General features: G+C 76.4%; 9 protein-coding genes. 7 read left to right on the top strand and 2 right to left on the bottom strand.

Translation table 11 applies throughout. The features are described 5' to 3' along the window. Positions 1-112 precede the first annotated feature (112 nt). Positions 113-1,582 carry a cytosine permease gene (locus ACFV0G_RS04905; protein WP_380541690.1) on the top strand — a complete coding sequence of 490 codons (1,470 nt, stop codon included), beginning with the start codon at positions 113-115 and terminating at the stop codon, positions 1,580-1,582. On the opposite strand, the gene ACFV0G_RS04900 is transcribed toward ACFV0G_RS04905, so the two are convergent. Then, positions 1,579-2,457, bottom strand: coding sequence for an SPFH domain-containing protein (locus ACFV0G_RS04900; RefSeq protein ID WP_380541687.1), 879 nt, complete (start codon positions 2,455-2,457; stop codon positions 1,579-1,581). The genes ACFV0G_RS04905 and ACFV0G_RS04900 overlap by 4 nt on opposite strands. A 136-nt stretch (positions 2,458-2,593) precedes the next feature. Beyond that, on the bottom strand, positions 2,594-3,688 hold the full coding sequence (locus ACFV0G_RS04895; RefSeq protein ID WP_380541684.1) for a glycosyltransferase: 1,095 nt from the start codon (positions 3,686-3,688) through the stop codon (positions 2,594-2,596). A 567-nt stretch (positions 3,689-4,255) separates the two neighbouring features. Here ACFV0G_RS04895 and ACFV0G_RS04890 point away from each other — a divergent pair. The 6 genes from ACFV0G_RS04890 (at position 4,256) to ACFV0G_RS04865 (ending at position 12,610) form a co-directional block, all read left to right on the top strand. After that, positions 4,256-5,395 carry a glycosyltransferase family 4 protein gene (locus ACFV0G_RS04890; RefSeq protein ID WP_380541680.1) on the top strand — a complete coding sequence of 380 codons (1,140 nt, stop codon included), beginning with the start codon at positions 4,256-4,258 and terminating at the stop codon, positions 5,393-5,395. 411 nt (positions 5,396-5,806) lie between these two features. Continuing rightward, positions 5,807-7,573, top strand: coding sequence for a tyrosine-protein kinase family protein (locus ACFV0G_RS04885; RefSeq protein ID WP_380541677.1), 1,767 nt, complete (start codon positions 5,807-5,809; stop codon positions 7,571-7,573). Next, complete coding sequence (locus ACFV0G_RS04880) at positions 7,570-8,664, top strand: glycosyltransferase (protein ID WP_380541674.1); 1,095 nt, start codon at positions 7,570-7,572, stop codon at positions 8,662-8,664. The genes ACFV0G_RS04885 and ACFV0G_RS04880 overlap by 4 nt, the downstream gene beginning before the upstream one ends. Positions 8,665-8,787: 123 nt before the next feature. Next, the gene (locus ACFV0G_RS04875) at positions 8,788-9,837 is read left to right on the top strand and encodes a GNAT family N-acetyltransferase (protein ID WP_380541671.1); all 1,050 of its coding nucleotides are present in this window, start codon (positions 8,788-8,790) and stop codon (positions 9,835-9,837) included. Next, complete coding sequence (locus ACFV0G_RS04870) at positions 9,837-11,414, top strand: hypothetical protein (protein WP_380541668.1); 1,578 nt, start codon at positions 9,837-9,839, stop codon at positions 11,412-11,414. The genes ACFV0G_RS04875 and ACFV0G_RS04870 overlap by 1 nt, the downstream gene beginning before the upstream one ends. Further along, positions 11,411-12,610, top strand: coding sequence for a DegT/DnrJ/EryC1/StrS family aminotransferase (locus tag ACFV0G_RS04865; RefSeq protein WP_380541665.1), 1,200 nt, complete (start codon positions 11,411-11,413; stop codon positions 12,608-12,610). The genes ACFV0G_RS04870 and ACFV0G_RS04865 overlap by 4 nt, the downstream gene beginning before the upstream one ends. Positions 12,611-12,686: the final 76 nt, after the last annotated feature.

Here is a 12,686-nt window from a genome sequence, read left to right as displayed (position 1 = left end):
CGGAGCCGGCCTCGGATCATGGTCGGGTCGGGCGTGTCGTCGTGCCGCCCGGCCACCGGCGGTCGTTCCTCCCCTCCTTCCGCCGCGTCGAGCACCAGGAAGTCGCACGTTGATGTCGCAAGCCCCCGCCTCCGGGCACTCGCTGATCGAGCAGCACGGTGTGGACACCATCCCCGAGGCCGAGCGGACGAGCAGCCCCAAGGACGTCCTGTCGATCCTGGTCGGCTCCAACCTCGCGTTCGGCGTGGTGGTGTTCGGCTGGCTGCCGGTCTCCTTCGGCCTCTCCTTCACGGCGGCCGCCACCTCGCTGGTGGTGGGCACGGTGCTCGGCATCGTGCTGACCGCGCCGCTGGCGCTGATCTCGCAGCGCACCGCCACCAACCTGTCGACCAGCAGCGGCGCGCACTTCGGGGTGCGGGGCCGGCTGATCGGCTCGGTGGTCGGCCTGCTGCTGTCGCTGGGCTACACGGCGCTGGCGCTCTGGGTGGGCGGCGACGTGGTGGTGGGGGCACTGAACCGGCTGCTCGGGCTGCCGGCGAACGGGCCGGCGTACGTGCTGACGTACAGCGTGCTGGCGGCGCTGAGCGCGACCGCGGCGGTCTTCGGCTACCGGCTGCTGCTGCGGCTGGAGCGGGTGCTGATGTGGGCGATGTCGGGGCTGCTGCTGGCGGGCCTGGCCGCGTTCGCGCCGCACTTCTCGGCCTCCGCGCACGGCGCGTACCTGCTGGGCGGGTTCTGGCAGACCTGGCTGCTGGCGGTGGTGTCGGCTGGGCTGAGCGGCCCGATCGCCTTCATCACGCTGCTGGGCGACTACACCCGGTACGTGTCGCCGGTGCGGCACTCCTCGCGGCGGGTGCTGTGGGCGACCTGCGGCGGGCTGTTCCTCGGCCTGCTGGTGCCGCAGCTGTTCGGCGCGTTCACGGCGGCGGCGACCGGCGCGGGCGGCGACTACGTGGGCTCGCTGCTGGCGGGCGCGCCGGCCTGGATCCTGCTGCCGCTGCTGCTGAACGGCCTGCTGGGCAGCGCGGGCAACACCGGGCTGATGCTGTACTCGATGGGCCTGGACCTGGACGCGATCCTGCCGCGCGCCACCCGCCTGCAGGCCACCTACGTGGTCGCGGCGGCCGCCACCGTGCTGGTGTTCCTGGGGCACTTCGTGTGGAGCGCGCAGTCGGCGGTGACCTCGTTCGTGCTGGTGCTGACCGCGATCGGGGCGCCCTGGGCGGTGATCACCCTGATCGGCTTCCGGCGCTGCCGCGGCGACTACGACCGGGCCTCGCTGCAGGTGCTCAACCGGCGCACCCGGGGCGGGGTCTACTGGTACCGGTCGGGCTGGAACGTGCCGGCGACGGCGGCCTGGGCGGCGGGCTCCGCGGTCGGGCTGGCCGCGGTGGACACCCCGGTCTACCGCGGTCCGCTGCTGGGCCTGACCGGCGGGATCGACGTGAGCTTCCTGCTGTCCGGCCTGGTCGCGGCCGTGCTGTACACGGTGCTGTCGCGCGGCCGGCGCGGCCGGGCGGGCCGGGTGACGGCTCCTCCGGCCGCCGGGCGGCGGCCGGAGGAGCGGGTTCACTCCGCCTAGGACTTCGGCGCCGGCTCCCCCTGCGGGGCCGGCAGCTGGGCCGGTACGACCGGGGCCGGGGCCTCGACGGCGGCCGGGGCGGCGGGCTCCTCCACGGCGGGCGCGGCGGCCGGAGCGGCCCCGGCGGCGGCCCGGGCCCCGGAGTCGAAGAAGCGCAGCAGCTCGACCGGGAACGGCAGGACCAGGGTGGAGTTCTTCTCCGCGGCGACCTCGACCACGGTCTGCAGCAGGCGCAGCTGGAGGGCGGCCGGGGTGGCGTCCATGACGGTCGCGGCCTCGGCGAGCTTGGCGGCGGCCTGGAACTCGCCGTCCGCGGTGATGATCCGGGCCCGCCGCTCGCGGTCGGCCTCGGCCTGACGGGCCATCGAGCGCTTCATCGAGTCCGGCAGCGCGACGTCCTTGATCTCGACGCGGTCGATGTGCACGCCCCAGCCGACGGCCGGGCTCTCCAGCATCAGCTCCAGCCCGCGGTGCAGGTTCTCCCGGCCGGACAGCAGGTCGTCCAGCTCGCTCTTGCCGATGATCGAGCGGAGCGAGGTCTGCGCGACCTGGGACATCGCGAACGTGTAGTTCTGCACGTCGACGGTGGCCCGGATCGGCTCGACCACCCGGAAGTAGACGACGGCGTCGACCCGGACGGAGACGTTGTCGCGGGTGATGCCCTCCTGGGCCGGCACCGGCATGGTGATGACCTGGACGTTGACCTTGCGCATCCGGTCCACGACCGGGATGAGCAGGGTCGGGCCGGGGCCGCGGACGGCGCCGCGGACCTTGCCGAGCCGGAACACCACGCCCCGCTCGTACTGCTGGACCACCCGGACGCCGCTGACCAGCCAGAGCAGTCCGAGGCCGATGATGATGGCGAGAATCGCCATGGTGGCGTACCCCTCCCCCGTGGCGGCGCAGCCGGCCGGGTCCGGGGTGGGCCCTGTCGCTCGGTGCGAGCCGCGCAGGACAGTATGCGCGCGACCGTTCGCACAGCACAGCCGGGGGGCCGGTCCTGTCGCCCGATCAGCTCCGGCGGGCCGCGTGGACGTCCCCGATCAGCCGCTGCCAGGCGTCGGCGACCACCCCGAGGTCGAAGCGGGCCAGCGCGTGCCGGCGGGCGGCGGCCCCTGCCTCGGCGGGCCCGTCGGCGAGCAGCCGGCGGACGGCGGCGGCGAGCGCGGCGGCGTCGCCGGGCGGGACGAGGACGCCGCTCTCGCCGACCCGGACGACGTCGCGCACGAAGCCGACGTCGGTCGCCACGGCGGGCAGCCCGGCCAGCGCGGCCTCGATCAGGACGCCGGGCACGCCCTCGCTGTCGCTGGTCAGCAGCAGGGCGTCGGCGGCGCGGTAGAGCGGCGCCGGGTCGTCGAGCGGGCCGAGGAAGGTGGCCCGGCCGGCGGTGTCGCGCTCGGCGAGCGCGGCCCGCAGCGGGCCCTCGCCGGCCACCGCGAGGTGGCTGCCGGGCAGTTCGGCGAGGGCGTCCAGGGCGAGGTCGGGCCGCTTCTCGGGGGCGAGGGCGCCGACCCAGGCGAGCAGCGGGCCGTCCGCGGGCAGGCCGAGCGCGGCGCGGGCGGCGCGCCGGTCGGCGTCGTCCGCGGCGGGCGGGAAGCGGTCGGCGGCGCGGCCGTTGGGGATGGTGCGCACGCGCTGCGCGGGCAGCCGGAAACAGGCCGTCAGGATGTCGCGGGCGGTGTCGGAGATGGCGGAGACGGCGGCGGCCCGGCGCAGGAACGCGGCGACCCGCAGCCGGCGGGCGGCGGAGGCCGTCCAGTGCCGGGGGTCGCCGATGTTGACGTAGACGAAGGGGGTGCCGCTGCCGAGCAGGGCGACGGCGCAGGCGGGCAGGGTGGAGGAGCCGTGCGCGACGACGACGTCGGCGTGCCGGGCGGCGGCGCGCAGCGCGCGCAGGGTGGCCGGGTGGAAGCGGGCCGGTCCGAGGACGGGGGTGTCGGCGGGGTCCGGCGCGTCGGCGTGCGGCTGGAGCGCGCACAGCCGGGACGGGCTGCCGCGGCGCAGGAGTTCGGCGTGCAGGTCGCGGGCGAGGTTCTGCGCGCCGCGCCGCCGCGGGTCGGTGACCAGGTGCAGGACTCGGGGCTGCGCGGAGGCTGCGTCGGGCATGCCCAGACCCTGGCACAGCCCGGTCGGCGGGCGCAGCCCGTTGCCGCGATCGGGGGCCGGGTCGGCGGCGGCCCGTGGTGGCGCCCGCGCGGTGCACCGGCCGGACGCCGCGAGGTGCCCCGGACGGCCCGGCGCGGGCCGCACCGCGCGGGCGTGCTCGGCCCGGGCGGGCGCCGCCCCGGCGGTGGCGGGCACGGCCCCCGATCGCGCTCCGGGTGTCCGGCAGTCCCGGCCCGGGGCGACGGGCCGCGTCCGGGGGCGGCCGCGCACCACGGCGTGGAGCGGGAGTGCGGCAGCGGCCGCCACCAGGCCGGGAGGGCAGGAGGTCGTACCGCCCCGCGCGCCGCGGCCGGTCCGTCCGGTCCCCGTGCCGGAGCTGCGGGCCGGCCTCGCCCTGCGGCGGGCTCCGCGGCGGCACGGCCGCGGGTGGCGTGCGGGGGCCGCGGCGGGCCGCCTCCTGGCGGATTTCCTGGCGGATGGCGGGCGGGCCTGGGATGCTGAGCGCCTGTCAGGGCGCGCGCCGGACGGGAGACCGTGCCGCGCCGGGTTCCCGGGGGGTTTGCTGCTGTGCATGTGCTCTATGTGATCGACAGCCTGCACCGGGTCGGCGGTGCCGAGCAGGGCCTGGTCGCGATGGCCCCGCAACTGGTGCGCGCGGGGGTGCAGCTGGACGTCGCCTACCTGAAGGAGTCGCCCGGCGGCTTCCAGCCGGAGCTGGTCGCCGCGGGGGCGCGGGTGTTCGGCGTGCACCGGCCGGGCCGGGCCGGCACCGCGGCGGCGCTGCGGCGGCTGGTCCGGGCGCAGCGGCCGGACCTGGTGCACACCACCCTCTACGAGTCGGACGTGCTGGGCCGGGCCGCCGCGCTGTCGGCCGGGGTGCCGGCCGTCTCCAGCCTGGTCAACGCGGCGTACGGGCCGGAGCACCGCCATGCCCGGGGGCTGTCGCCGTGGAAGGTGCGGGCGGCGCAGGCGGTGGACGCGGCGACCGCGCAGGGCACCCGGCGCTTCCACGCGCTGACCCGGCACGTGGCCACCTCGATGGGCCGGCGGCTGCACATCCCGGCGGACCGGATCGACGTGGTGCCGCGCGGCCGCGACCCGCAGCTGCTGGGCTCCGTGACGCCGGAGCGGCGGGCGGCGGTGCGGGCGGCGCTGGAGCTGGACGACGACGTGCCGGTGGTGCTGGCCGCCGCCCGGCAGCAGTACCAGAAGGGCCTGGACGTGCTGGTGGAGGCGTTCGCCGAGGTGCGCCGGGAGCGGCCGCGGGCGCAGCTGCTGCTGGCGGGCAGCCGGGGCGCGGAGACCGCCCGGCTGGAGGCGCTGGCCGAACGGGCGGGCGGGGTGCGGTTCCTGGGGCCGCGCGACGACGTGTACGACCTGATGGCGGCGGCGGACGCGTTCGCGGTGCCGTCCCGCTGGGAGGGGCTGGGCAGCGCGGCGATGGAGGCGATGGGCGTCGGCGTCCCACTGGTCTGTGCGGACGTGCCGGCGCTGCGCGAGACGGTCGGCTCGCACGACTACGCGGTGCTGGTGCCGCCCGAGCGGCCGGCCGAGCTGGCCGCGGCGCTGCTGGGCACGCTGGACGACCCGGCGGGGGCCGGGGTACGCGTGAAGGCCGCCCGCGCGCGCTTCCTGGCCTCGTTCACGCTCCATCAGGTGAGTGCGCAGATGGTGGCCTTCTACGAGCGATCGCTGCGGCGCGGTTAGCGGGCCCGGCGGCGCGGGCGGTTCCGGGCAGGATGCCCTCGACCGGCACGGACCGCCGGGGAACGGCGAAATTCGTCGCCCGAGAAATGGTCAAAGCGCTTGCGCCGCTGGTCCGGGAACGGCAAGCATCGCAGGGGGGAGCGGTCGGCCGGGGGGTACGGCGGTCCGCGGGGCCATCCCGGCCGGGGCCGGCGGGGTGGGCGACGCCGTCAGGGGGCCTGATGCCACAGCGGGAGCCACGATCCGCCGTCCTGCGGCCGATCCGCGACGGCGCCGTCTTACCGTCGCGGGAGCGATCCCGAACCCGTACCCACGACCGCACCACCCAGGGCGCGCCGCCGCACGGTCGGCGGTGACCGGCAGGGCCGGCACGCCGCGTGCCCGCACCACGAACGCGAGGGGATCCAACCGGTGGAACCGGCTAACCACTTCACCGTCCTTCGGCGCTACTGGCGGCTGCTCGCCGGCTGCACCGCCGCAGCGCTGATCATCGGCTTCCTGCTCACCCCGGCCGGCGACGCCGTGGACAACGCCAAGTGGCAGTGCAAGGTGGCGATCACGCCGGTGGCGGGCGCCGGCGACGCCGTCCGGGCCGACCAGGTGCTCAGCTACGCCCAGGGCTCGGACGTCAGCACCGCGGCGGCCAAGAAGCTCGGGGTCACCGACGTCGCCGCCCTGGTGGCGCGCCGGGAGGTCTCGGCGGCCTCCACCGAGATGCTGGTGATCACCACCACCGGTCCCACCCAGCAGTCCTGCGCGGAGCTCGCCGCGGCGTTCTCCCAGGCCACCATCAACGGCTACAGCCAGGAGTCGAAGAAGAGCGCCGACGATTCGATCAAGCGCCTCCAGGCGCAGGCCGACAAGCAGCAGGAGCAGGTCAACAACCTGCAGCACGACTTCACCAAGGCCGGCTCCGCCGACCAGCCGAAGCTCCAACCGCAGCTGACCGCCGCCCTCGCCGCGCTCACCAAGACCCTGACCGACATCAACACCCTGCAGAGCTACAGCCAGACCGACGCCATCCAGCAGTGGGGCAGCATCGACGCCAAGGACGGCGGCGGAAGCCTGCTCACCTCGCCGAGCCGCGGTGTCCGCCTCGCCCTCGCCGTGGTGCTCGGCCTGGCGCTCGGCATCGTCGCCGCGCTGATGCTCAGCCGGATGGACACCCGGCTGCGCACCCGCAACGCCACCGAGGAGGCCTTCAACCTCCCCGTGATAGGCGAGATCCCGGAGCTGTCCCGGCGGCTGCGCCGGCTCCGCGGCCCGCTCGTGGTGGCCAGGCCCTCCGATCCGGCCGCCGAGGCGTTCCGCTCGCTGCGCTCGACCCTGCTGCTGACCGGCCCCGAGTCACTGTCGGTGCGGCCCGCGGGCGGCGAGCCGGGCGGGCGGGCCCGCCGGGAGCCCGCTCCCGTGATCCTGGTGATGTCCGGGCGCAGCGGCGACGGCCGGACCACCACGGTCGCCAACCTGGCGGCCGCCCTCGCCGAGACCGGGCGCACCGTGCTGGTGCTGGACTGCGACTTCCGGCACCCGCAGGCGCACGCGCACTTCGGGGTCGGCGACGGCCCGGGCATGGCCGAGCTGCTCAGCGGCGAGCAGCTGCCCGCCCTGGACGACCTGATCCGCACCACCGGTGTGGAGGGCGTCAGCCTGATCACCGGCGGCAACACCACCGCCTACCCGGCGGCGCTGGTGCTGCGGGCCGGCGAAGTGCTGCGCCGGGCGCGCCGGCACGCCGACGTGGTGCTGATCGACACCTCGCCGCTGCTGCACGCCAACGACGCCTACGACCTGGTGCAGCACGCGGACGCGGTGCTGGTGACCGCGCTGGCCGGGAACGTGACGCCGGAGCAGGCGGACCGCGTCTCCGAGCTGCTGGCCCGCACCGGCGTGCCGGTGGCGGGCGTCGCCCTGCTCGGCACGATCGGCCCGTCCGGCCGCCGGCTCAAGCGCGACGGCCTGCGCGGTCCGCTGTCGTCCGGCCGGGCGTCCGGCCCGGCGGCGGTGCCCCGGCCCCCGGCCGCCGCCCGGCCGGCCCCCGATGCGGAGGCCGCCGAGGAGCCCGCGGTGTACGAGGAGCACCACCGCTCGGCGCCGAGCTGGGCCCGCCGCCCGGCCCCGCCCGCCGAGTCCGTGGTGGAGACCACGCTCCAGCTGCGCGAGATCGAGGAGCGGTGAGCGGCCGCCGCCGGGTGCTCTGGCTGGCCAAGGGCCTCGGCCGGGGCGGCGCCGAGCAGCTGCTGCTGAACTGCGCCCGACACGCCGACACCGACCGGTACGAGATCGAGGTCGCGTACGTGCTGCCGCACAAGGACGCGCTGGTGCCGGCTCTGGAGGCGGCCGGGGTGCGGGTGCACTGCCTGGGCGGGCCGCCCGGGGCACTGTGGCCGCTGCGGCTGCGCCGGCTGCTGGCGGACCGCCGCTACGACCTGGTGCACTCGCACATGCCGATCCCGGCGGTGGCGGCCCGGCTGGCCGCGTTCGGGCGGCGGGCGCCGCGGCTGGTGCACACCGAGCACAACATCTGGGAGCGCTACCGGACGGCCACCCGCTGGGCGAACGCCCTTACCTACCGGCGCAACGACGCGGTGATCGCGGTCTCGCACGCGGTGGCCGCGACGATCGGCCGCCGGCGCCCGGAGGGCGACTGGGTGACCGTGGTGCACCACGGCCCGGACCTGGCGGGCGCCCCCGCGGGGGCGGCGGCCCGCGCCGCCGCCCGGGCCGAGCTCGGCCTGCCGCAGGACGCGGTGGTGGTCGGCACGGTCGGCAACCTGACCGCCAAGAAGGACCAGGCCACCCTGCTGGCGGCGTTCGAGCGGGTGCGCCGCGACCACCCGTCGGCGGCGCTGGTGCTGATCGGGTCGGGGCCGCTGGAGGCGGAGCTGAAGGCCCGGGCGGGCGAGGGCGTGGTGTTCGCCGGCTCCCGGTCGGACGTGCCCGCGCTGCTGCCGGGGCTGGACGTGTTCACCCTGAGCTCCCGCCAGGAGGGCCTGCCGGTCGCGCTGATGGAGGCGATGACCAGCGGCCTGCCGTCGGTGGTGACCCGGGTCGGCGGCATGCCGGAGGTCCTGGACGACGGCGAGCAGGGTCTGCTGGTCCCGCCGGGCGCCCCGGCGGCGCTGGCCGCGGCGCTCGGCCGGCTGGCCGGCGACGCGCCGCTGCGCGCCCGGCTCGGCGCGGCGGCGGGCGAGCGCGCCCGGACGTTCGACACGGCCGGCGCCCAGCAGACGATCGAGCAGGTCTACGACCGGGTGCTGGCCCGCTGACCCGGTCCGGGCACCGCCCGGTCGGCCCGCTGCACCCGGCGGACCGGCCGGCACCCCGCGCGGCCGGGACGCCGCGCACCCGCGCTTCCCAGTGAGAGCACACCGAACGGAGCCGAACCCCAGATGAGCAAGCCAGGCAGCGGACTGACGTACCGTCCGCTGGTGGACGCCGACACGCCGGCCGTGCTGGAGCTGCTGACCGCCTCGCTGGCCGGCGGCCCGACCGGGACCCGCAGTGCCGAATTCTTCGAGTGGAAGCACCGCCGGAACCCGTTCGGCCACAGCCCGGGCCTGGTCGCCGAGGACGCCTCCGGGCGGCTGGCCGGCGTGCGGCTGTTCCTGCGCTGGCAGTGGCGCTCCGGCGGGCGGGCGATCGAGGCCGTCCGCCCGGTGGACACCGCCACGCACCCGGACTTCCAGGGCCGCGGGATCTTCCGGGACCTCACACTGCGGCTGCTGGAGGAGGTCTCCGGCAACGCCGAGCTCGTCTTCAACACCCCCAACGGCAACAGCCTGCCCGGCTATCTGAAGATGGGCTGGCGGGAGCTGGGCCGGGTGCCGATCGCGATCCGGGTGGCCCGGCCGGCCGCGTTCGCCCGCGGGGTGCGGGGCGTGCTGGCGCGCCGCCCCTCCGGCGGCACGGCCCGACCGGTGGAGTGCGGGCTGGAGCGGGCCGAGGACTGGTTCGCCGGCGGCGACCGCGGGCTGGCCGAACTGCTGCGCGAGCGGGCCGCCGCGGACGTGACCGACACCCGGCTCGCGGTCCGCCGCAGCGCGGAGTTCCTCCGCTGGCGCTACGGCGACGCACCGGGCCTGGACTACCGGGTGCTCACCTGCCACCGCGGCGGCGAGCTCGCCGGGCTGGCCGTCGGCCGGCCGCGCCGGCGCGGGCCGCTCACCGAGTTCACCCTCGCCGACGTGATCGTCCGGCCCGGCGACCGCGGCAGTGCGGCCCGGCTGCTGCGCGAGGCCGCCGCCCGCTCCGGCTGCGACCACGTGGCGGGCCACCTGGCGGAGGGCACGGAGGCGGCCGCCGCCGCCCGCCGGCGCGGCTATCTGACCGCGCCGCGCACCGGCATGGTGCTGGCCGCGCGGACCCCGGACGGCCCGCTGCCGCCCGACCGCTCCACAGCCGACTGGCGGTTCGCCCTGGGCGACCTGGAGGTCTTCTGATGGCCGCGGGCAGCGTCCGGGCGACCGGCCGGGCCGGGCCGGCCGAGCCGGCCGCCGCCCTGCGGGCACTGGCCGGCCGGGTGCCGTGGCCGACCGCGGTGGCCGTCTGCCTGGTCCTCGGGTACGTCACGGTGTTCGTGCTGGCGATGGTGCACACCGGCTACGACACCTGGGGCGCGCTGCTGATCCTCCCCGCGCTGATGGCGATCGGCACCCCGATCCTGGCCCGGGTGGCCGCCGTCAACCCGGAACGCGACGTCTTCCGGCTGCTCATGCTGGCGATGGCGCTCAAGCTGCTGTGCGCCTTCCCCCGCTACCTGATGGCCTTCGTGCTGTACGGCGGCGCGGCGGACGCCAAGATGTACCACCAGCGCGGCAGCGACCTCGCGCTGTTCCTGGACACCCACAGCCCGCTGTCCGGCACCTTCCACTACGACCTCGGGATGAAGGTCGCGGGCACCGGCTTCATCATCATCGTCACCGGGGTCGTCTACGCGATCACCGGCCCGTCGCTGGTCGGCGGCTTCCTGGTCTTCTCCTGGCTGGGCTTCTGGGGGTTGCTGCTGTTCTGGCGGGCCCTGCAGATCGCCTTCCCCGAGGCGGACTCCCGGCGGTACGCCAAGCTGGTGTTCTTCCTGCCCTCGCTGCTGTTCTGGCCGTCCAGCATCGGCAAGGACGCCTGGATGATGTCCTGCCTGGGCCTGACCGCGTACGGGGTCGCCCGGCTGCTGGACCGCCGCTTCGGCGCCTTCCTCTGCATCGCGCTCGGCTCGCTGGGCACCGGCATGGTCCGCCCGCACGTCACCGTCCTGGCCGGCGCCGGACTGACCGTGGCGTACGTGCTGCGCCGGCGGCCGCAGCAGGTGAGCGCGCTCGGCCCGCTGCGCACCGTGCTGACCGTGGCGGTGCTCGGCGTCATGGTGATGCTGATGCTCCAGCAGGTGTCGACGTTCTTCGGCACCACGGGCACCACCGGGGACAGCGTCAACCACGTGCTGTCGGAGACCTCCCGGCGGACCTCGCAGGGCGGCTCGGTGATCAACCAGGCCACCGCCGACGACGCGGCGCCGCAGTTCAGCCTCAATCCGGCGGGCCTGCCGGTGGCGGTCGTCAGCGTGCTGTTCCGGCCGTTCCCCTTCGAGGCGTCCAACATCCAGAACCTGGTCCAGTCCGTCGAGTGCTTCGCCCTGCTGGTGATGTTCATCCGGGACTGGCCGCGGCTGCGCCGGGTGCCCCGGCTCTTCGTCCAGCGCTCCTACGTGGCCTTCACGATCGTCTACACGCTGCTGTTCTGCTGGGCGTTCTCCACCATCAACAACATGGGCATCCTGTCGCGCGAACGCGTCCAGGTGCTGCCGCTGGTCCTGGTGCTGCTCGCCGTACCGCGACCCGAGGGCGACCGGCCGAAGGCCCGCCCGCACTCCCGGCCGCCGCTGTGGCGGGTCCAGCCCGGGCAGTGGGGGGTGCGGCCGGCGGCCGGCCCGGAGACCCACCGACCACCGGCCGCCGTCGGCGGCCCGGCCGCTCCACCTCCACCGAGCACCACCTCGTCCCAGGGGGGATCTAACCGACCATGACGACCACCGACCTCGGCCTGCCCGCCGCCCTCGGCGGCACGCCCGCCTTCCCCGACGGCCTGCCGCTCACCCGCGTCCAGGTGCCCGACCGCGAGGGCCTGCTGGCCCGGCTCGGCGAGGTACTGGACAGCGGCCAGCTCACCAACGGCCGCACGGTGGCCGAACTCGAGGAGCGCGCCGCCGACCTGCTCGCGGTGCCGCACGTGGTGGCGGTCTCCAACTGCACGGCCGGCCTGATGCTCGTCCTCCAGGCCGCCGGGGTGGACGGCGGCCGCCCGGTGGTGATGCCCGGCTTCACCTTCTCGGCGACCGCGCACGCCGCGCACTGGGCCGGCGGCACCCCGGTGTTCGCCGAGGCCCGCGAGCAGGACATCACCCTCGACCCGGACGACGCCGAGGCCAGGCTCAAGGCCGCCGACCGGCCCGCCGCCCTGATGGCCACCCACGTCTACGGCACGCCGTGCCAGGTGGAGCGGCTCCAGCAGGTCGCGGACGCGGCCGGGGTCCCGCTGGTGTACGACGCCGCGCACGGCTTCGGCTCGGCCCGCGCCGGGGTGCCGATCGGCGGCTTCGGCCTCGCCGAGGTGTTCTCGATGAGCCCGACCAAGGTCGCGGTGGCGGGCGAGGGCGGCCTGGTGGCGACCCGGGACGCCGACCTCGCGGCCCGGCTGCGCTGCGCCCGGGACTACGGCAACCCCGGCGACTACGACACGCTGTTCCCCGGCCTGAACGCCCGGATGAGCGAGCTGCACGCGGCGGTCGGCCTGACCTGGCTGGCCGGGCTGCCCGAGCGGGTGGCACACCGCGGCGCCCTGGTCGCGGAGTTCGCGGCCGCCACGGCGGGCCTGCCCGGCGTGCGGCTCGCCCTCCCGGAGCCGGGCGACACCTCCACCTTCAAGGACCTGACGCTGATCGTGGACGCCGGGGAGTTCGGCCTCGGCGCCGAGGCCCGGGGCCGGGCGCTGAAGGCCGAGGGCGTGGACAGCCGCCGGTACTTCCACCCGCCGGTGCAGCGGCAGCGTGCCTACGCGCACCTCGGGCAGGCCGACGCGCTGCCGGTGACCGACCGGCTGGCCGGCTCGGTGCTCACCGTGCCGCTGTGGACGCAGATGGACGCGGCCACCGTGCGCCGGGTGGCCGGGGCGGTGGTGAAGGTGCAGGCGGCGGCCGAGCGGCTGCACGCGGCCGGCGTCTAGCGGACGTTTCCGGCCGCACCGGGCCGGCAGGGCCGGGGTGGACGGGCCGGAGGGCGCCGTCCACTCCGTCAGTACC

It is taken from the genome of Kitasatospora sp. NPDC059571 (assembly GCF_042735675.1).
In the GTDB taxonomy this organism is placed as follows: Bacteria; Actinomycetota; Actinomycetes; order Streptomycetales; family Streptomycetaceae; genus Kitasatospora.
The sequence above is the reverse complement of the archived record's forward strand: the minus strand, read 5'-3'. Positions and strand labels throughout refer to the sequence as shown.